The organism is Streptomyces sp. NPDC001401, from assembly GCF_042895385.1.
Classification (GTDB): Bacteria; Actinomycetota; Actinomycetes; order Streptomycetales; family Streptomycetaceae; genus Streptomyces.
This window is the reverse complement of the sequence record NZ_JBIAWI010000004.1, coordinates 262811-282914: the sequence shown is the minus strand read 5'-3', so window position 1 is coordinate 282914 and position 20104 is coordinate 262811. Positions and strand designations below refer to the sequence as shown.

16 protein-coding genes are annotated in these 20104 nt (G+C 69.1%); 9 read left to right on the top strand and 7 right to left on the bottom strand.

Annotated elements, in window-relative coordinates:
- Window positions 1-108: 108 nt before the first annotated feature.
- A complete protein-coding gene (locus ACFY10_RS16560) occupies window positions 109-2766 on the top strand; it encodes a SpoIIE family protein phosphatase (protein ID WP_390665822.1) in 2658 nt (885 codons plus the stop codon).
- A gap of 85 nt (window positions 2767-2851) precedes the next feature.
- On the opposite strand, the gene ACFY10_RS16555 is transcribed toward ACFY10_RS16560, so the two are convergent.
- Window positions 2852-4432, bottom strand: a complete 1581-nt coding sequence (locus ACFY10_RS16555; protein ID WP_390665821.1) for a hypothetical protein — start codon at window positions 4430-4432, stop codon at window positions 2852-2854.
- A gap of 116 nt (window positions 4433-4548) precedes the next feature.
- Here ACFY10_RS16555 and ACFY10_RS16550 point away from each other — a divergent pair, with 116 nt between their 5' ends.
- Complete coding sequence (locus ACFY10_RS16550) at window positions 4549-5655, top strand: hypothetical protein (protein ID WP_390666179.1); 1107 nt, start codon at window positions 4549-4551, stop codon at window positions 5653-5655.
- A 43-nt stretch (window positions 5656-5698) separates the two neighbouring features.
- On the opposite strand, the gene ACFY10_RS16545 is transcribed toward ACFY10_RS16550, so the two are convergent.
- The 4 genes from ACFY10_RS16545 to ACFY10_RS16530 are packed head-to-tail and all read right to left on the bottom strand — an operon-like array spanning window position 5699 to window position 9552.
- Complete coding sequence (locus ACFY10_RS16545; protein ID WP_390665820.1) at window positions 5699-6469, bottom strand: succinate dehydrogenase/fumarate reductase iron-sulfur subunit; 771 nt, start codon at window positions 6467-6469, stop codon at window positions 5699-5701.
- Window positions 6466-8409: a fumarate reductase/succinate dehydrogenase flavoprotein subunit gene (locus tag ACFY10_RS16540; RefSeq protein ID WP_390665819.1), complete on the bottom strand. Its 1944-nt coding sequence runs from the start codon at window positions 8407-8409 to the stop codon at window positions 6466-6468. Before ACFY10_RS16540 ends, ACFY10_RS16545 begins: the two co-directional genes overlap by 4 nt.
- Window positions 8409-9230: a hypothetical protein gene (locus tag ACFY10_RS16535; RefSeq protein WP_390665818.1), complete on the bottom strand. Its 822-nt coding sequence runs from the start codon at window positions 9228-9230 to the stop codon at window positions 8409-8411. Before ACFY10_RS16535 ends, ACFY10_RS16540 begins: the two co-directional genes overlap by 1 nt.
- A gap of 31 nt (window positions 9231-9261) precedes the next feature.
- Entirely contained in the window at window positions 9262-9552 is a 291-nt protein-coding gene (locus ACFY10_RS16530; RefSeq protein ID WP_390665817.1) for a hypothetical protein, read from the bottom strand.
- A 332-nt stretch (window positions 9553-9884) separates the two neighbouring features.
- Between ACFY10_RS16530 and ACFY10_RS16525 the strand changes: the two genes are divergently transcribed.
- The 3 genes from ACFY10_RS16525 (at window position 9885) to typA (ending at window position 14882) form a co-directional block, all read left to right on the top strand.
- Window positions 9885-12041 carry an ABC transporter family substrate-binding protein gene (locus ACFY10_RS16525; protein WP_390665816.1) on the top strand — a complete coding sequence of 719 codons (2157 nt, stop codon included), beginning with the start codon at window positions 9885-9887 and terminating at the stop codon, window positions 12039-12041.
- Window positions 12042-12165: 124 nt separating this feature from the next.
- Complete coding sequence (locus ACFY10_RS16520; RefSeq protein ID WP_390665815.1) at window positions 12166-12840, top strand: hypothetical protein; 675 nt, start codon at window positions 12166-12168, stop codon at window positions 12838-12840.
- A 134-nt stretch (window positions 12841-12974) separates the two neighbouring features.
- A complete protein-coding gene (gene typA, locus ACFY10_RS16515) occupies window positions 12975-14882 on the top strand; it encodes a translational GTPase TypA (protein WP_390665814.1) in 1908 nt (635 codons plus the stop codon).
- Between the two features lie 51 nt (window positions 14883-14933).
- On the opposite strand, the gene ACFY10_RS16510 is transcribed toward typA, so the two are convergent.
- Together ACFY10_RS16510 and ACFY10_RS16505 are read right to left on the bottom strand one after the other, a co-directional pair.
- Complete coding sequence (locus ACFY10_RS16510) at window positions 14934-15134, bottom strand: DUF397 domain-containing protein (RefSeq protein ID WP_390665813.1); 201 nt, start codon at window positions 15132-15134, stop codon at window positions 14934-14936.
- A 2-nt stretch (window positions 15135-15136) separates the two neighbouring features.
- Window positions 15137-15988 (bottom strand): helix-turn-helix transcriptional regulator, encoded by an 852-nt coding sequence (locus ACFY10_RS16505; RefSeq protein WP_390665812.1) that lies wholly within the window; start codon window positions 15986-15988, stop codon window positions 15137-15139.
- A 193-nt stretch (window positions 15989-16181) separates the two neighbouring features.
- Here ACFY10_RS16505 and ACFY10_RS16500 point away from each other — a divergent pair, with 193 nt between their 5' ends.
- The 4 genes from ACFY10_RS16500 (at window position 16182) to ACFY10_RS16485 (ending at window position 20026) form a co-directional block, all read left to right on the top strand.
- Window positions 16182-16586 carry an ATP-binding protein gene (locus tag ACFY10_RS16500; protein WP_390665811.1) on the top strand — a complete coding sequence of 135 codons (405 nt, stop codon included), beginning with the start codon at window positions 16182-16184 and terminating at the stop codon, window positions 16584-16586.
- A gap of 33 nt (window positions 16587-16619) precedes the next feature.
- Entirely contained in the window at window positions 16620-17504 is an 885-nt protein-coding gene (locus ACFY10_RS16495; protein WP_390665810.1) for a hypothetical protein, read from the top strand.
- Window positions 17505-17564: 60 nt separating this feature from the next.
- The gene (locus ACFY10_RS16490) at window positions 17565-17795 is read left to right on the top strand and encodes a hypothetical protein (RefSeq protein WP_390665809.1); all 231 of its coding nucleotides are present in this window, start codon (window positions 17565-17567) and stop codon (window positions 17793-17795) included.
- 608 nt (window positions 17796-18403) lie between these two features.
- On the top strand, window positions 18404-20026 hold the full coding sequence (locus ACFY10_RS16485) for an ABC transporter substrate-binding protein (RefSeq protein ID WP_390665808.1): 1623 nt from the start codon (window positions 18404-18406) through the stop codon (window positions 20024-20026).
- Window positions 20027-20104: the final 78 nt, after the last annotated feature.

Genomic DNA, 20104 nt, shown 5'->3' with positions numbered 1-20104 from the left:
TGCTGTGATCGTGAACACCGTGTTGTGCGGCGCCGTAGTGCTGGATACTGTGGGCAGCCGCCCCCGGTGACCGGTGCCGGACGCGGTGAGCTGGAGGGGACGGTTCGCGTGAGCGAGATACCAGCGAAGGCCACGGAGTCCGAGGACCCGTCGGACGGCGCGAGGGCGGAGGCCACGGGTGATGCCGCGGCCGATGTGACGAGCGGGACGGCGGGCGGGACGGGCCTGTCCTCCTTCGACGGAACACCTCACGGTGACGCCATGTGGCAGAGCAGTCCGCCCGGCTCCATCTACGACTACATCAAGGTCGCGTCCTTCTCCATCGGCGCCGACGGGCTCGTCGACCAGTGGAGTCTGCGCGCCGAGCAGCTCTTCGGGATCCCTGCCGAGCGTGCGGTCGGCATGGACCCCATCGAGGCGTTCATCGACCCCGACCTGCGCGAGCAGGGGCAGCGCAAGATGGCCGAGATCCTGGACGGGCGGGAGTGGACCGGAGTGGTCCCGTTCCGGCAGCCCGGGGCGGCAGCGGGGGAGAACGGGCGGGAGGGGCTCGCCGAGGTCTATGTGATGCCGACGCGGACCGAGGACGGCGAGAAGGCCGCCGTCTGCATCGTGGTCGACGTACGCACCCTGCGCAGCATCGAGACCGACCTTGCCGCCTCGCAGTCGATTTTCGGTCAATCTCCTTTCGGCTTCCTGCTGATCGACACCGATCTGCGGGTCCGCCGCGCCAACCAGCAGTTTGCCAACACCTTCGGCGGCACACCCGACGACCACCGCGGCCGGGGCGTCCACGACTATCTGCAGCGGCCCGAGGCCGAGCGGGTCGCGGCCACGCTGCGCCGGGTCCTGGAGACCGGCGACTCCATCACGGACATGCACGTCACGGGCTTCGTGCCGGGTTCCGAGGGCCGTCGCCACTGGTCCATCAACCTCTACCGTGTGCACAGTGGCTCCGGCCGCCCCATCGGCGTCGCATGGCTCGGAACAGACATCACCTCCCGTCGAGCCGCGGCCCGCGAGGCCGCCGCCGCGCGGCGCAATCTCGCCCTTCTCAACGAGGCCGGCGCCCGCATCGGCAACTCCCTCGACCTGGAGACCACGGCCCGCGAACTCCTCGACGTCGTCGTCCCCGGCTTCTGCGACCTCGCGACGGTCGACCTCTACCAGGGCCTGCTGGCGGGCGACGAGACCCCGCCGGGCCTCGCCGACGGCAGCGCGCAGCTGCGCCGGGTCGCCTTCGCCAGCGCGGTCTCCGACGCGCCGTTCGTCGGGGGCGGCGCGCCCGTCGCCGTCGGCGCGGTCCACCACTACCCGTTCAACTCCCCTTGTGCGGACGCCCTGCGCACCGCCCGCACCCAGCTCGTCCCCGCCGAGGAGGGCGGCCTCGTGCAGTCCACGCTGGCCGTGCCGATGGTCGCCCACGACACCGTCGTAGGACTTGCGCAGTTCGCCCGTACGAAGGGCAGCGAGCCGTTCGGGGACCGGGACCGGGACCTCGCGGTGGAGCTCGCGGCGCGCGCCGCCGTCTGTATCGACAACGCGCGCCTGTACCGCCGTGAGCACGAACGCGCCCTGATACTGCAGCGGTCGCTGCTCCCGCCGGGCGACCCGGTGGCCTCCGGCCTGGACATCGCCTGCCGCTATCTGCCGGGCAACTCCTCCGCCGACCGCCCCAGCGAGGTCGGCGGCGACTGGTTCGACGTGATCGAACTGCCCGGCCACCGCACGGCGTTGGTGGTCGGCGACGTCATGGGCCGCGGCCTGCGCGCGGCCGTGGCGATGGGCGAACTCCGCTCGGCGGTGAGAACACTTGCCCTCCTGGATCTCGAACCGGCGGAAGTGCTCAGCGCGTTGGACGAGATCGCGCGGGGCCTCGGCGCACCGGGCGGCGTCCAGCAGGCCACCCGCGCGGCCCGCCGCCCCCGCGAGGCGGACCTCTCGGAGGTCTACCTGGCAACCTGCGTCTACGCGGTCTACGACTCCGTGACCCGCCGCTGCACCTTCGCCAACGCGGGCCATCTGCCCCCCGTCCTGGTCGAGCCCGGCGAGGACGCGCTGATGCTCGATGTGCCGCCGGGCATGCCGCTCGGCGTGGGCGGGGAGCCGTTCGAGGAGGTCGAGGTCGAACTCCCCGAAGGCGCACTTCTGGCGCTCTACACGGATGGACTGGTCGAATCCCGCGACCACCCTCTGGACGAGGGCCTGCAGGCCTTCGTGGGAGCGCTGACGGACCCCACGCGCCCCCTGGAGGACGTCTGCGACCACGTCCTCAACACTCTCGACACCCACCACGGCGAGGACGACATCGCCCTGCTGATGGCCCGCGTCCAGGGCCTGCCCGCCGACTCGGTCGGCGACTGGACGCTGCCGCGGGAGCCGCGGAGTGTGGGCCGGGCGCGTGAGTACGCCCGCGGGCAGCTGCTGTCCTGGGACCTCGAACCCCTCGTCGACACAACGGAGTTGCTGGTCAGCGAGCTGGTCACCAACGCCCTGCGGTACGGCGAGGGAGAGATCCGGCTGCGTCTTCTGCTCGACCGCACGCTGGTCTGCGAGGTCTGGGACTCCGGGCTCGTCCAGCCCCGCCGGCGGCGCGCGCGTGACACGGATGAGGGTGGTCGGGGGCTCCAGCTTGTCGGGCTTCTGAGTGCGGCTTGGGGGTCGCGTCGTACGCCTCGCGGCAAGACGGTGTGGTTCGAACTGCCGTTGCCTGATGGGGAGACGGGGCTGGCGGATCCGGCGGAGGCGTTGCTGAGTCTGTTTTGACCGGGGTGCGCCTATTGAGGAGGGGGTGCGGGGTGTTTCGGCGGGTGCGGCTTCGTCGTGGTTGCTCGCGCAGTTCCCCGCGCCCCTAGAGGGCGCTGCCGCGCCCTCTTCGGGCCCGGGTATGTGGGCCGCCGTAGCTCGCGGATGACCCGGCTACCAGCACCCCGCCGAGCACAGCCCCTGCGACGCCCGTCTCGTGCTCGGCCGTACCGGTGATCGGGTTGCCGTGGACCCGTACGTCCTGTTCGGCGCGTTCGCGTGCGCGGCGGGCCAGGGTGTCGGCGGTGAGCAGGTCCGGCGGCTCGTCGGTGAGCAGCCGTTCCGCCTCCGCCAGCCGGGTGCGGGCCGTGCTCCCGACGGCTCCCCGGTGCGTCGTGACGAAGGCGTCGGCGTCGGCCACGGCACTGCGCGCGACCAGTGACGCGGCGACCGACAGCACCCCGGCCCGCCCCACACCCACCGGGGCAAGCCCCCGCACGATCAGCCGGAGGGCGTCGAGCGGGTCGTACGGCCCGGCCGTCAGCTCTTCCCGTACGGCGGCCAGGACCAGGTGCGCATGCGCGGCGCGGGCGTGCAGCTCACCGGCGGGTATGTCTCCCGCATCGGTACCGGCTGCCCGTGCACCCGCGAGCTCCGCCTCCGCCCCGGTGAGCGCGGCCGGCACCAACTTCGCGGCCGAGGCCAGATCGGCGGCGAGCCGCTCGATGCCGGACACGAACACGTCGGCCTGGGCTGTCGCCCCCTCGGCGGCCCGCAGATGACGTGCCGCATCCTCGCGCTCCTCCATGTCGGCCGTCTGGCGGGCCTGGTTGAGCCGGGTCGTGGCGAACACCAGGCGGTCCTTGGCCTGTTCGACATGGCCGGTGACGGCTTCGACCGCGGAAGTGCCGTACCGCCTGCCGAGGCCGGCCAGCGTGGCCTCGGCGCCTCCGGTACGCGCGGCCAGCGCACGGAACCGGTCCTCCGCGACCTCCAGCGCCGCCCCCAGACCGTCTGCTGTCCCCAGCGCGCGCAGCAGGTCGAACCCCGCGGCCTCCGCATCCAGCCGCCGCCCCGCCTCCTGACACCGCCCGACCATCCCGGCGAGCGCGTGCCGCCGGGACGTCTCGTCGTCCGGGACACCGTCGTCGTACTGCTGCCGCATCCGAAAGGCGGCCGAGAGCTCGGACTCGGCGCCCCGCACGGCACGTACGAACGGCGCCACGGGATCCGCCCCGGACCGCGCCTCGGCGAACTCGAGTTCCTCCCGGCTGGTGCGCACGCAGTCGTCGGCCTCCACCAGCAACGCCCGTACGCGCTCGTCGAGTTCGGAGAGCGGTGGTGCGGCGGGCCCGGCGGGGGCCGCCGCGCCACCGGGTGTCGTACGCGTCCGGGCGCGCCGCGTGCGCCGCACATACCCGTACCCCGCGACGACAACCGCGGCGGCCACCACAACGAGCGGCAGCACCAGGTCGGCCGCCGACGTGCCGTCCTGCTCCGCCGCGGCGGCGCTTGCGGCGGTCTGGTGCGCACGGGTGACCGGAACCGGCGCATCACTGTTGATCGTCATCCACGGCAACACCAGCCACACCACCCCGGCCAGCCCGCCCACCAGGGTGTGCAGCACCCGTACGGATATGCGAGAGGTGGCGTGCCGCGGCCGGCCCCGGAACAAGGATGACGTCACATTTCGGAGCGTATGAGCAGGAATGCGGCCGCGCGACCGGGGTGCGTCAGGGGTGGGGGTGGCGTGACGCAGGGGGACCGATGACCACGGACGATGACGCACGAGGGGGAGCGGGGATGGACCGGACGGAGCGCGCGCACACGGATGGGCCCGAAGCGGAAGGTGCGGCCACCGCCACCCACGAACCCGCGGTCGCCGACGCCCAGGACTCCCCACGGCCCTGGCGCCGCAGACTGAAACGCACCGCCCTGGTCCTGGTCCTCGCCCTGCTCCTGCCCACCCTCGCCGCCGAGATCGCCCTCCGCGTGAACTACACAGGCGACCCCGCAGCCGGCACGTACACCAGGAACAAGGACGCCATCTGGCTGGGCCACGCCTGGATCGACGGCCGGAAGACCGACGCCGACGTCACCGCCCTCGCCGACCGCTTCCAGGACACCGGCATCCGCGACCTCTACGTCCACGCAGGCCCACTCGAACACAACGGCACGCTCCCCAAGTCGGCGTACCCCAAGGCAGGTTGGTTCATCGAGGCCATGCACCGGGCAGCGCCCCGCCTCCGCGTCCAGGCCTGGCTCGGCGACGTGCTCGCGACCGAGGGCCCGACGGGGATGCGCCTGGAGCGGCCGGCGACCCGCGCGGCCGTCGTCGCCTCCACCCGGCAGATCCTGGCCACCGGCTTCGACGGCGTCCACTTCGACCTCGAGCCCCTCCACTCCGGCGACCGCGACTACCTCGCCCTCCTCGACTCCCTGCACTCCGTCACCCGCGCGCACCACGCCCTGCTGTCCGTCGCCGCCCACCAGATCGACCCCCTCCCCGGGTTCCACGCCTTCTGGGGCACGGTCGCCGGACACCCGAAGTGGTGGTCGCAGAGGTTCTTCGGCCAGGTCGCGCGCCGGGTCGACCAGATCGCCGTGATGTCGTACGACACCATGCAGCCGCTGCAGAGCCTGTACGGCGGCTACGTCGCCCAGCAGACCTCGCTCGCCCTGGAGGTCACCCCGCCCTCCACCGACCTGCTGATGGGCCTGCCCTTCTACCACGAGAACCGGTTCGGCCACTGGAACCATGCCGAGACCGTCCCCGCCGCCGTCCGCGGCGCCCGCCTCGGCCTCTCCCGCACGGACGCGGACCGAACCAACTTCGGTGTCGCGCTCTACGTCGACTTCGCGGCGACGGAGGCGGACTGGAGGGCGTACCGGGGCGGCTGGGTGCGCTGAACCTCAGCGCTGCGCCCCGGCCGCACCCCGCGACCTGCGAAGCCTACGAAGGCCTCCTCCTGATCTTCGACCCCAGCCACACCAACGGGTCGTACTTGCGGTCGACCGCCCGCTCCTTCAAGGGGATCAGCGCATTGTCCGTGATCTTGATGCCCTCGGGGCACACTTCCGTGCAGCACTTGGTGATGTTGCAGTAGCCGAGGCCGTGTTCGTCCTGGGCGGTCTTCTTGCGGTCGAGTCCGCCCTCGGCGGCCGCGTCCAGCGGGTGCATGTCCAGCTCCGCCACCCGCATCAGGAAGCGGGGCCCCGCGAACGCCGTCTTGTTCTCCTCGTGGTCGCGGACGACATGGCAGGTGTCCTGGCACAGGAAGCACTCGATGCACTTGCGGAACTCCTGCGAGCGGTCCACGTCCTCCTGCATCATCCGGTACTCGCCGGCACCCACACCCTCCGGCGGCACGAACGCCGGGACCTCGCGCGCCTTGGTGTAGTTGAACCCGACGTCCGTCACCAGGTCCCGTACGACCGGGAAGGCGCGCAGCGGCGTGACGGTGATCGTCTCCTCGCGCGTGAAAACCGACATGCGCGTCATGCACATCAGCCGCGGGCGCCCGTTGATCTCGGCGGAACACGAACCGCACTTGCCCGCCTTGCAGTTCCAGCGGACCGCCAGATCGGGAGCCTGGGTGGCCTGGAGGCGGTGGATGATGTCGAGGACCACCTCGCCGTCATTCACCTCGACCTTGAAGTCCTCCAGGCCGCCGCCCTTGACATCGCCCCGCCACACCTTGAAGCGGGCCTCGTAGCTGCTCACTCGTACAGCTCCTCTTCGGCGAGGTACTTGACCAGCTCCTCCTTGTCGAAGAGGGCGAGCAGGTCGGCGCGGATGGGTTCGGTGGTCTCGCGGGTGAGGGCGATCTGGCCGCGGACCGGGTCCGTGGCCGCCAGTCCGCCCGTGGGGTCGATCAGTTGGCACAGCAGGTTGATGTTGCGCCACTTGCGGTCCATCGTCGGATGGTCCTCGCGGGTGTGGCCGCCGCGGGACTCCGAGCGCTCCAGGGCCGCCCGGGCCACGCACTCGCTGACCAGCAGCATGTTCCGCAGGTCCAGCGCGAGATGCCAGCCGGGGTTGAACTGGCGGTGCCCCTCGACACCGGCCCGGCGGGCCCGTACCCGGAGATCCGCCAGCTTCTCCAGCGCCTGCTCCATCTCGCCCTCGCGGCGGATGATGCCGACCAGGTCGTTCATGGTCTGCTGGAGTTCCTGGTGGAGGGTGTACGGGTTCTCCGGCGGGCGGCCGTCGTCCGCGCCGGGCGCGGGGCCCTCCGCGGAGAAGGGGCGCAGTGCCTCCGCGGCGGCCGTGTCGACCTGGACCTCGTCGACGGCGGGGCGTTCGAAGGCGAGGGCCGCCGAGTGCTCGGCCGCGTGCCAGCCCGCCCGGCGCCCGAACACCAGCAGGTCGGAGAGAGAGTTCCCGCCGAGGCGGTTGGAGCCGTGCATGCCGCCCGCGACCTCACCGGCCGCGAACAGGCCCGGCACCCCGCGTGCGGCGGCCGTGTCGGACTCGACCGCGATGCCGCCCATCACGTAGTGACAGGTGGGCCCGACCTCCATCGCCTCCGCCGTGATGTCGACGTCCGCCAGCTCCTTGAACTGGTGGTACATGGACGGCAGTCGGCGCCGGATGACCTCGGCCGGCATACGCGTCGAGACGTCGAGGAAGACGCCGCCGTGCGGGGAGCCGCGGCCCGCCTTCACCTCGGAGTTGATCGCGCGGGCGACCTCGTCGCGGGGGAGCAGCTCAGGGGGACGCCGGTTGTTGTCCGGGTCCTCGTACCAGCGGTCGCCCTCCTCCTCCGACTCCGCGTACTTCTCCTTGAAGACGTCGGGGATGTAGTCGAACATGAAGCGTTTGCCGTCGGAGTTCCTGAGCACTCCGCCGTCGCCGCGGACCGACTCCGTGACGAGGATCCCCTTCACCGACGGCGGCCAGACCATCCCCGTCGGATGGAACTGCACGAACTCCATGTTCAGCAGGGGAGCGCCCGCGAGCAGCGCCAGCGCGTGTCCGTCGCCCGTGTACTCCCACGAGTTCGACGTCACCTTGAAGGACTTGCCGATACCGCCGGTCGCGATGACGACGGAGGGGGCCTCCAGCACGAAGAAACGGCCGGTCTCGCGCTCGTAGGCGAAGACACCGGAGACCCGGCTTCCGTCCTTGAGGATCCGCGTGACCGTGCACTCCTGGAAGACCTTCAGCCGGGACTCGTAGTCGCCGGTCTCCTTCTTGTCCTCCTGCTGCAGGGAGACGATCTTCTGCTGGAGGGTGCGGATCAGCTCGAGCCCGGTCCGGTCGCCGACGTGCGCGAGGCGCGGGTACTCGTGGCCGCCGAAGTTGCGCTGGGAGATCTTCCCTTCCTTCGTACGGTCGAAGAGGGCGCCCCAGGTCTCCAGCTCCCACACGCGGTCGGGAGCCTCCTGCGCGTGCAGCTCGGCCATCCGCCACTGGTTGAGGAACTTGCCGCCGCGCATGGTGTCGCGGAAGTGCACCTGCCAGTTGTCGTGCTCGTTGACATTGGCCATCGCCGCCGCGATGCCGCCCTCGGCCATCACCGTGTGCGCCTTGCCGAACAGCGACTTGCAGATCACGGCCGTACGGGCGCCCCGCTCGCGCGCCTCGATGGCCGCACGCAGCCCGGCGCCCCCGGCGCCGACCACGACTACGTCCCACTCCTGGCGGTCGACCACGGACATCAGAAAAACCTCGGATCGTCGAAGGCGCCTGAGGCGACCAGGTAGACGTAGAAGTCGGCGAGCGCCACGCTCACCAACGACGCCCAGGCGAGCAGCATGTGACGGGCATTCAGCTTCCCGACGAACTGCCACGCCCGGTAGCGCACGGGATGCTTGGAGAAGTGCTTGAGCTTGCCGCCGACGATGTGCCGGCAGGAGTGGCAGGAGATCGTGTACGCCCAGATCAGCGTGATGTTGACCAGGAACACGACGGTGCCGAGGCCCATGTGGCCCCAGTTCTCGTCCGTGTCCCGGAAGGACAGCACGGTGTCGTAGCTCAGCACGCCCGCGACCAGGATCGCCGCGTAGAAGAAGTACCGGTGGATGTTCTGCAGGATCAGCGGGAAGCGGGTCTCACCGGTGTACTTCTTGTGCGGCTCAGCCACCGCGCAGGCCGGGGGCGATGCCCAGAAGCCCCGGTAGTAGGCCTTGCGGTAGTAGTAGCAGGTCAGGCGGAAGCCGAGCGGGAAGATCAGGATGATGATGGCGGGGGAGATGCCCCACCAGCTCCCGAAGAGGTCGGCGTTCGGGCCCGACGGCATGTTCTTGCAGTTCTCCGCCAGACACGGCGAGTAGAACGGGGAGACATACGGCGCCGAGTAGTAGTCCGCGTTCGCGAAGGCCCGCCATGTCGAGTAGACGATGAAGGCGAGCAGCCCGGCCGCGGTGGCGGCCGGGGCCAGCCACCAGCGGTCGGTCCGCAGATGCGGGGCGTCGATCGCGGCGCGCGTACCGGTCCGTACGCCGCCGCTGTTCAGATGTGGTTCCGTACCAGTGGCCAACTTGAAGACTCCGGTCGGTGTCTAGGGGCGCTCAGTGGCCGGGGCCGTGGTGGGCGCCGAGTCCTTCGTCGTCCGTGTCGATCCACAGCGAGCGGTCGTAGGGCGTGTCGGGGATGGTGACGAGTTCGGGTTTGCGGGGCGTGCCCGGACTCGACGCCGCCTCGCGCAGGAGGGCGACGCTCTCCCGCAGGTGATCGGCGTCGGCGCGGACGCGGCGCATGTCGAGCCCGCCACCGCCCAGCTGCTTCTCCAGGCGGCCCACGGACCGGAACAGGTCGTCTAGGCAGCGCTGGACTGACGTCAGGTCGTCTTGCACGGACATGACGTGACCTCACTTCCATGGGCCGTCAGGCCCCCGGTGGCAACGTTCATGCGCCTGCGAGTGTTGCGCGTCACACCTGCCGGTGGGAAGGGATGTGCAGCGATTGGCGGATTGCACGCCTCCAGTGCACGCCCGCAAGCGCTCTGTGTGCGCCGGGGGCGCGCGTTGCGCCGCACGGGTGGGGTTGCCCGCCGCTGCCGCCGTGTCGCCCCCGGTGGGCGAACCCCTTCCTCTTCAGTGGGGCCGTACATCTGATCAACTCCAAAATACGCCCAAATGTGATCAGACCCCCACCCGTGTCACCGGCTGGAGCGGCCTCGGAGGTAGCAGAGATGTCCCACGACGGGAGACTGAGGACCAGGCCCGGCGCGGTCGTGCGTTCGGTCGCCTTCCTCACGGCGGGCGTGCTCGCGGTGCCCCTGCTCACCGGTTGCACCTCCGAGGACGAGGCGGGCAGGCCCCTCGCCGGGCCGGACATCGCTCCCGCCGCCCGTGACCTGGTGGCCGACGGCGGCACCCTGCGCTGGGCCGTGGACGACGTACCGGAGACCCTGAACACGTTCCAGTCGGACGCCGACGCGGCCACGAACCGCATCGCGCAGGCCGTCCTCCCGTCCATGTACCGGCTGGACCCCAACGGCCGGCCGCAGCGCAATCCCGACTACCTGGAGTCCGCCAAGGTCGTCCAGACGGAGCCCAAGCAGGTCGTGCTCTACAAGCTCGCCCAGCAGGCCGTCTGGAGCGACGGCCGCGAGATCGGCGCCGCCGACTTCGCCGCCCAGTGGCGCGCCCTGTCCGGCAAGGACACCGCGTACTGGACCGCCCGCAACTCCGGCTACGACCGCATCGAGAAGATCGAGCGCGGGGCCAACGACCTCGAGGTCAAGGTCACCTTCGCGCGGCCGTACGCCGACTGGCAGTCGCTGTTCTCGCCGCTGTACCCCAAGGACGTCATGGGGACGCCGGACGCCTTCAACGACGGGGCGCGCAGGACGCTCAAGGTCACCGCAGGTCCCTTCGCCCTGAAGGCGGTCGACCACAAGAACAACCAGGTCAGCCTGGTCCGCAACCCGCGCTGGTGGGGTCAGCCCGCCAAGCTCTCCGAGATCGACCTGCTGGCCGTGCCGCTCGACAAGCGGGCCGCCGCGCTGGCCGACGGGACGATCGACCTGGCCGAGATCGACCCGTCCGCCGCCCAGCGCATCGACCTGGCCGGCCGGGCCAACGGCACGGGCACACCACTGCAGGGCTCCACCCCGCTGCCGGGCCCGGGCGGTGGACGCGTCGCCGCGAAGGCCCTTCCCCGCGAAGCCGAAGGCCTGGGCGGTCTCGAGGTGCGCAAGTCGCTGGAGCCGGTCTACACCCAGCTCGCCCTCAACGGCGCCGAGGGCCCCCTCGCGGACGAGCGCGTCCGCCGGGCCGTGGCCCGCGCCCTCGACCGCAAGGCGCTCGCCGAGGCGGTTCTCAAGCCGCTCGGGCTGCCCGCCGTGCCCGTCGGCAGCCACCTTGCGCTGTCCGGGCAGGCCGCCTACGCCGACAACAGCGGCTCGCTCGGCGGCGAGGACACCGCGGAGGCGCAGGCGCTGCTCGCGGACGCCGGGTGGGTGCGCGGCGGTCCGGTCAAGGAGCAGAAGAAGCAGCAGAAGGGCGAGAAGGCCGCCGGGGCCGAGGGCCGGGGGAGCGACGAGTCCGAGGGCGGCGACGACGGAACGTACATCGTCGGCGAGGACGACAACGGAGGGGACAGCAAGAGCGGGCACGACAAGGACCCCAAGGACCACACCAAGAAGCACGAGAAGGCCGGCACGCACCTCGCCGACGGCAAGCAGTACGCCGGACAGCAGCCCCAGCAGGGCGGCGCGCCCGGCGCCTACGCCCCCAAGGGCACCGCAGCCCCGGCCGGCGCCGCCGCCGGGTTGCTGGCCAAGGACGGCAAGCCGCTCACCCTCCGCTTCGTGCTCCCGTCGGGCCCCGGCTCGCAGGCCCTGCGGACCGTGGCCGACCGGATCAGCAGCATGCTGCTGCGGGTCGGCATCAGCACCCGGATCACGAAGGTCTCCGACGAGAGCTACTTCAAGGACCACATCGCGTCCGGGCAGTTCGACCTCGCCCTGTACTCCTGGCCCGCCTCCGCCTTCCCGGCCACCGACGCCCGGCCCATCTACGCCAAGCCGGTCCCTGCCGCCGACGGCTCCCTCGACGTCGAGCAGAACTACACCCGCGTCGGCACCGACCAGGTCGACCACCTCTTCGACCAGGCGGCCGCGACCCTGGACGGCGACGAGAACCTCTCCCTGATCCGCAAGGCCGACTCCCGCATCTGGGCGGCGGCCGGCTCCATCCCGCTGTACCAGCGGCCGCAGCTGACAGCCGCGAGGAAGAACGTCGTGAACGCGGGGTCCTTCGGGTTCCAGACGCCGCTCTACCAGGACATGGGCTTCCTGAAGAAGGGGGCGAAGCCGTCGGCGAGGGCTTCGGCGGACGACTGACGGGGCGGTAGCTCAGAGACAGCTCAAAACGCTTGCCGTACGCGCCCGGCGCCCGCAGCATGAGTCGACCATTGATCATGCCGCGGGCGCCGGGCGCCCGTGCGCGGGGGAAACGGGACGGCACATGCGGGGCATCACACGGGGGACATGGGCCGCGGCGCTGACCGCGGTGACGGTGGCGGCGGGGCTCGCGGGGTGCACCGGTGGCGGGGGCGGCGACGGGAAGGCCGCCGCCACGAGCAGCGCACCGGCCGTGGTGAAGGCCTGTGCGAACGGGAGCTTCACCTGGACCGGCGTGAAGAAGACGGACCGGCTGACCGGTGTGTCCGCGCCGGAGGTGAGCGGGGGCCGCACCATCAGGACGACCAACCCGATCGAGCGGGTGTACACCCCGAAGCCGTCGGTGCGGACCGAGGGACCGTCCCTGTCTCCGGCCGAGGTCCTCTTCTCGCTGGGCAAGAAGATCGGCGAGATCGATTCCGACGCCGCCACTCTGGCCGACGTGACCGGCGACACCTGGGCCTTCACGGACGTGCACCAGAAGGCTCCGAACCTGCACAACCGTTTCTCCGAGGTGTCCGGCCCGGGCGAAACCGTGCAGTACGCCGGAGTCCGGGAGTGGGAGGGGGACTTCCGCTACATCTGCCCCGGCAGCCGGCCGACGACAGGGCACGCGCGGAACTGGACCCTCGACATGCAAGGCACCCTCTCCTGCGACGAGTCCGTCGACAGCCGGATCGCCCGCCAGGCTGCCCGGCTCTCCTGCGACGCGGGCTCCCGGGCCACCCGGAACGCCTGACCCCGACTGCCCGGCGAGCCGCCGCCGCGGCGGCCCCGTACCATGGTGTAAGGCCGTGGCGTGTTCAGCCCGGCAGGGTCCGCGTAACACAGACGTACGCGTCGGCCTTCCTCACACTCCAGGAGTACGCCTTCATGGCCACGCGCCACGACATCCGCAACGTCGCCATCGTCGCCCACGTCGACCACGGCAAGACGACCCTCGTCGACGCCATGCTGAAGCAGGCCGGTGCCTTCGCGGCGCACGCCGCCGAGTCGCTCGACGACCGCATGATGGACTCGAACGACCTGGAGCGTGAGAAGGGCATCACGATCCTGGCCAAGAACACGGCGGTGAAGTACCACCCGAAGGATGGCGGCGACGTCATCACCATCAACATCATCGACACCCCCGGCCACGCCGACTTCGGTGGCGAGGTCGAGCGCGGTCTGTCGATGGTGGACGCGGTCGTGCTGCTCGTCGACGCCTCCGAGGGCCCGCTGCCGCAGACCCGCTTCGTGCTGCGCAAGGCGCTGCAGGCCCGCCTGCCCGTCATCCTCTGCATCAACAAGACGGACCGCCCCGACTCGCGCATCGACGAGGTCGTCAACGAGGCCTACGACCTCTTCCTCGACCTCGACGCCGACGAGGACCAGATCGAGTTCCCCATCGTCTACGCGTGTGCGCGTGACGGTGTCGCCTCGCTGACCAAGCCGGAGGACGGCACCGTCCCGGCCGACAGCGACAGCCTGGAGCCCTTCTTCTCCACGATCCTGTCCCACGTCCCGGCTCCGGAGTACGACGAGACGGCCCCGCTCCAGGCGCACGTCACCAACCTGGACGCCGACAACTTCCTCGGCCGGATCGCGCTGCTCCGCGTCGAGCAGGGCGAGCTGCGCAAGGGCCAGACCGTCACGTGGATCAAGCGTGACGGCACGATGTCCAACGTGCGCATCACCGAGCTGCTGATGACCGAGGCGCTCACCCGCAAGCCCGCCGAGATGGCCGGCCCGGGCGACATCTGTGCCGTCGCCGGTATCTCCGACATCATGATCGGCGAGACCCTGGCCGACCCGGAGAACCCGATCCCGCTGCCGCTGATCACGGTCGACGAGCCGGCGATCTCGATGACCATCGGTACGAACACCTCGCCGCTGGTCGGCCGTGGCGGTACCGGCAAGGGCGCGGACAACAAGGCCGCGGTCAAGGACCGCAAGGTCACGGCCCGTCAGGTCAAGGACCGCCTGGACCGCGAGCTGATCGGTAACGTCTCCCTCCGCGTCCTCGACACCGAGCGTCCGGACGCCTGGGAGGTCCAGGGCCGTGGTGAGCTGGCGCTCGCCATCCTGGTCGAGCAGATGCGCCGCGAGGGCTTCGAGCTGACCATCGGCAAGCCGCAGGTCGTCACGAAGGACGTCGACGGCAAGACGTACGAGCCGGTCGAGCGCATGACGATCGACGTGCCCGAGGAGCACATGGGTGCGGTCACGCAGCTCATGGGCGTCCGCAAGGGCCGGATGGACAACATGTCCAACCACGGCTCCGGCTGGGTCCGCATGGAGTTCGTGGTTCCCTCCCGCGGCCTCATCGGCTTCCGTACCGAGTTCCTGACTCAGACGCGCGGTACGGGCATCGGCCACTCCATCCACGAGGGTCACGAGCCCTGGTTCGGCCAGCTGCAGACCCGCAACAACGGCTCCCTGGTCGCCGACCGCGCCGGTGCCGTCACCGCCTTCGCGATGACGAACCTCCAGGAGCGCGGTGTGCTCTTCACCGACCCCGGCACCGAGGTGTACGAGGGCATGATCGTCGGCGAGAACTCGCGCTCCGACGACATGGACGTGAACATCACCAAGGAGAAGAAGCTCACCAACATGCGGTCGTCCTCGGCCGACACGTTCGAGGCGATCGTCCCGCCGCGCAAGCTCTCCCTGGAGCAGTCCCTGGAGTTCTGCCGCGACGACGAGTGCGTCGAGGTCACCCCGGAGGCTGTCCGCATCCGCAAGGTGAACCTGGACGCCCGCGAGCGCGCCCGCGCGGCGAGCCGGGCCAAGCACGGCTGACAGCAGGCCACTTGAGGCCCGGGTGCCCCCATCTTGGGGCGCCCGGGCCTTTCAGTTGGCCGCGGGGGCTGCGTGCTTCAGGGCTTCGATGAACGGCGTGAAGGCTTCGGAGGCGAAGGCGAGGGCTGCTCTGGTCGGAGCCTTTGAATCGCGGATGGCTATGTGGGTGTCCAGGTCTGCGACTTCGACACATGCGTCGCCCTGGCCGCCACCGGAGAAGGAAGACTTCTGCCAGGTGTCGGGGGTCAGCATGCTCACAGCTCCTTCGACAGCCGGTGGATGAAGTCACGCGAACGGTTGGGGTCGAGTGACACTGCCTCTACTCTACGGAAGAGCGTTCGATATCGGTTGAGCTGGGCTTCGGCATCGATGAACACCGGGCCGTTGGGGCCGTCACGGACAACTGTGTCCAGCTTGGGGATGGGGCCGCCCGCGTACACCATCGCACTTCCCGCTCCGCCGAAGTCGTCCAGGTCGAAGGGGATGACGCGTACGGTGACATGGTCGGACTCAGAGAGTTCAAGGACGCGGAGGAGCTGAGCCCGCGCCGTGGATCGGTTGCCGACCCTGATGCGTAGCGCCCCTTCATGGATCACCGCCTCGTACGGCACCGGTTCCGGGCGATCGAGGATGACCCTGCGTTTCATCCTGTGATCAACCCATCGTTCGACATCGCTCTGCGGGAACTCCGGGTTCACGTACGAGAAGAGGGATCGAGCGTAATCCGCGGTCTGAAGAAGGCCCGGGACGTGCAGGAATTCCACGTCCCACCGGAAGTGGGCGTGATGTTCCAGCTCGGGCAGATCCATGAACGGCGTAGGCAGCTGACCCCGGTACTCCTCCCACCAGCCTCTGGTGCGGTCGGTCGTCATGGCCACCAGCGCATCGATCAACTCGTCGTCCGAACAGGCGTAGTTGGCGGCAAGACGGCGAACGCGCTGTCCGCTGACGCCGGAGATCCCCGATTCGGTCTGGCTGATCTGGACCGAGGTCACGCCGAGCAGGCTTGCCGCTTCGGTTGCTTTCAGGCCGGCGGCCTCGCGTAGTTTCCGCAGTTCAAGACCCAGGCGCAGTTGGCGTGCTGTGGGTTGCTGGCGACGCCCCATCGGCTTCCTCCCCACCTCCCAACTCCCGGGAGTACGTGACTCGTTCGGGGGTCAGATTACGGCAACAACTTGCACGGACCTAAATGTAGGTCCTACCGTCGGTGATGTGCCGCACACGCAGCGGAAGTGCACCGTGTATGCGGCGATGCCGCCCTGCGTGAAATCCCCACTCACCGAACGGAGTTGATGACCCATGCCCGAAACCTGGGACTACACCCTCTACATCCCCAACGACCCCAGAGCCGTCACCGTCTGCCGCCGCACCCTGCGCCTGATCCTGACCATGCACGGCCTGATCGGACTGGCGGACACCGCCGAACTCCTTGCGACGGAGCTGGTCGCCAACGCCGTACGGCACACGAAGGGGCCCGCAGCCCTCAGGATCCGCCGATCCCAGGAGGGTGCCGTGTGGATCGGGGCCTGGGACACCGACCCCGAACCGCCGGAGCCGCCACGGCCGTTGGACCAGGTCGGGGAGCTGGAGGAGGGGCGGGGGCTCGGGCTGGTCATGGCCTGCGCGGACAACTGGGGCTGGCAGCCGTCGGCCCGGTTCGGCGACCGGGGCAAGTTCGTGTGGTGTGACCTGGCCGTCTCGTAGCTCGTTGATCACGTCGATAAGAAAGGAGAGCCGATGGTCAGCTCATTGCACGAGGCGATGCACCGGATCTTCCAGAAGGACCCCGCGCTGCTGACGCGGGCCCTGCAGCAGGTGCTGGGTGTCGCCTTTCCCGAGCCGCGGGAATTCGCCGGCATGAACATCGACCTCACCGAGATCGAACCGGTCGAGCGGCGCGTGGACACGCTGTTACGCGCGAAGACCGACGACGGCGACTACCTTCTGGTCGTCGAGTCGCAGCGGCGGATTGACGAGGCCAAGCGCGGCAGCTGGCCGTACTACCTCTCGTACCTGTACGAGAAGCACCGCTGCGAGCCCGTGCTCATCGTCACCACGCAGTGCGGTTCCACGGCCCGCTGGGCGGCCGAGCCCATTCATCTCGGTGTGCCCGGCCGACCCTCCCTGACGGTACGTCCGCTCGTGCTCGGACCCGACAACGTACCGGTGATCGCCGACCCGGAGGAGGCCGAACGGGACGTACCTCTTGCGGTGCTCTCGGCCATGACACATGGCAAGGGGCCGAAGGCCGCCGCCATACTGGAATCGCTGGCAGCCGCCCTGAAGACCATCGACGCGGACAGTGCCGGGGTCTTCGCGCAGTTCGTCGACTCATGCCTGGCCGACCCCCAGGTGAAACAGATGTGGAGGGACCTGATGACGGCGATGCAGTACTTCTTCCGGCATCCGCTGGCGGAGCAGGTGCGGGAGGAGGGCCGGGAGGAGGGCCGCATCCAGCACGGCGTCGAGACGATTCTGCGCATCCTGGAATGGCGCAGCATCCCCGTGCCCGACGCAGTCCGTGAGCGGGTGGAAGCCTGCACGGACCTGCACCAGCTGGAGGTCTGGACTCAGCGGGCTGTGCGTGCGACGCATGCGGCGGAGTTGTTCGTCGATGAGTGACCGGGGGCTGACGGGGCAAGCCGGTCCGGCAAACGCAATCCGCTGTGGAAGAACCTGAAGATGGCGATCCAGTACTTCTGGCGGCACCCGCTGGCCGAGCAGATTCGTGAAGAGGGCCGCGTAGAGGTGGGTATCGAGATGGTCCTGCGCATCCTCGAATGGCGCGGCATTCCCGTGTCTGCCGCCGTCCGGAAGCAGGTGAGGGCCTGTTCGGACCCGGACCAGCTCACGGCCTGGGCCCAGCGCGCGGTGCACGCGACGGACGCGGCTGAGCTGTTCGTGGAGGAGTGACCAGGACCGCTCGCAGAACGTGATGAAGGCCCGCGCCTGGGCAGGCGCGGGCCTCGTTGTGTGCCCAGCCCGAGGAGGGGCCCGTTCGGCAGACGTAGGGAAAACCCTAGTTCTCGTTCTGGATCGGCAAAGGCGGATCGAACCGCACTATTCTTCGGCCAGCGTGGGCCCTGTCCGTCTCCTGTGAGGGCCCGGCGAACGGCCCTGTGGCGCAGGCCCGTTGGCTGAAAGCGGTCGGCCGTGCACCCCCGCACAGCCGCCGCGATTCCGCAACTGAATTTTCATGCCCTTCGCGTTCGGTATACGGACATGCGAGTCCGATAGGTGTGTAACAAGTCCGTTTCGCAGGGATCTTTCGGCAAACCCTTTGTCCGGATTTTGGAAGATGTACGCGTCAGGTGTGATCGAACCGAGACCTTATGAGTGTGGTTCGGCCATGGCACATGGCAGATAGTTAGGCGCGTAGAGCTCGGATCAACGGGTCAACACGCTGCAGGCGGCGTCGACTCACGAGCGCGGGGGCACCTGACCATTTCAGGCACCGGTAACGGTGATGTGTCATGTGCTCCCCCATGCGGTGAACCAATGGACTCATGAGGAGGAGCCCCATGCGTGGTGCCAAGAGCGCCAAGTGGGTTGCGATAGCCGCCGTAGTGGCGCTGGGTGCGACGGCCTGTGGCGGCGGCGGGGACGACGGCAGCTCGGGCAAGGGCAAGGGCAACGGCGTCGTGTCGGTGGAGATCGGTGAGCCGCAGAACGGCCTGGTCCCCAGCAACACGTACGAGACCGAGGGCGGCCAGGTCATCAACGCCCTCTTCACGGGTCTGACCAAGCTTGACGCCGACAACAAGGTCGTCAACGCCATGGCGCAGTCGATCGAGACCAAGGACAACAAGGTCTGGACGATCAAGCTGAAGTCCGGTTACACCTTCCACAACGGCGAGAAGGTCACCGCCCAGTCGTTCATCGACGCCTGGAACTACGGTGCCAACCAGACCAACGCCCAGCAGACCAACCCGCTGTTCAGCCACATCCAGGGCTACAGCGACCTGAACCCGGGCGAGGGCAAGAAGCCCAAGACGGACAAGATGTCCGGTCTGAAGGCCGTCGACGACAGCACGCTTCAGGTCACGCTGACCGGCGCGTTCTCGGCGTTCCCGTCGCAGCTGTCCTTCACCGCCTTCGTGCCGCTGCCCAAGGCGTTCTTCAAGGACCCGAAGGGCTTCGGCGAGGCCCCCATCGGCAACGGCCCCTTCAAGATGAAGGGCACGTTCAAGCACAACGAAGAGATCGACACCACGAAGTACGACAAGTACCCGGACGCCTCGAAGATCGAGGTCAAGGGCGTCAACTTCAAGATCTACTCGAACCTGGACACGGCCTACAAGGACCTCGTCGCCGGCAACCTGGACGTCCAGCTGGTCATCCCGAACTCCGGTCTGCCGACGTACCACAAGGACCTGCCGGGCCGTTACATCGACGAGGCCGACTCCGGCGTCGGCTACATCGGCTTCCCGATCAAGTACAACAAGGCCTTCCAGAACGCGGACCTCCGCAAGGCCATCTCCATGTCGATCGACCGGAAGACGATCGCCTCGAAGATCTTCCTCGGCGCCCGTACGCCCGCGGACGACTTCATCAGCCCCATCATCGACGGCTACCGCAAGGGCGCCTGTGGTGAGGCCTGCACGCTCGACGCGGCCAAGGCCAAGGAGCTCTACAAGAAGAGCGGCGGCCTGCCCGGCAACAAGCTGGAGCTCGGCTACAACGCCGACGGCGACCACAAGGCGTGGATCGAGGCGGTCGCCAACCAGATCCAGCAGAACCTGGGCATCAAGGTGACGGCCAAGCCGTTCGAGCAGTTCCAGACGATCCTCAACGACCTGGACGCCAAGAAGTACCAGGGCGCGTTCCGTATGGCCTGGAACATGGACTACCCGGACATGGAGAACTACCTCCGTCCGATCTTCTCGAAGGAAGCCATCGCCAACGGCTCCAACTACTCGGGTTACGTCAACCAGGACTTCGAGAAGCTGCTCGTCGAGGGTGACCAGGCCGCGACGCACGAGGACGCCGTCAAGAAGTACCAGCAGGCCGACGACGTGATCCTCAAGGACCTGCCGTACATCCCGGTGTACTTCTACACGTTGAACAGTGGCTTCAGCGACAAGATCAAGTCGATGAAGATCGCCGGTCACAACATCCTGTGGGACCAGGTCAAGCTCAGCTGACCAGGTTCTGAGCAGTCCTGACACAGCGTTACGGGGTGAGCAGGGGGAGGAATAGCCTTCCCCTGCTCACTCCTGCTG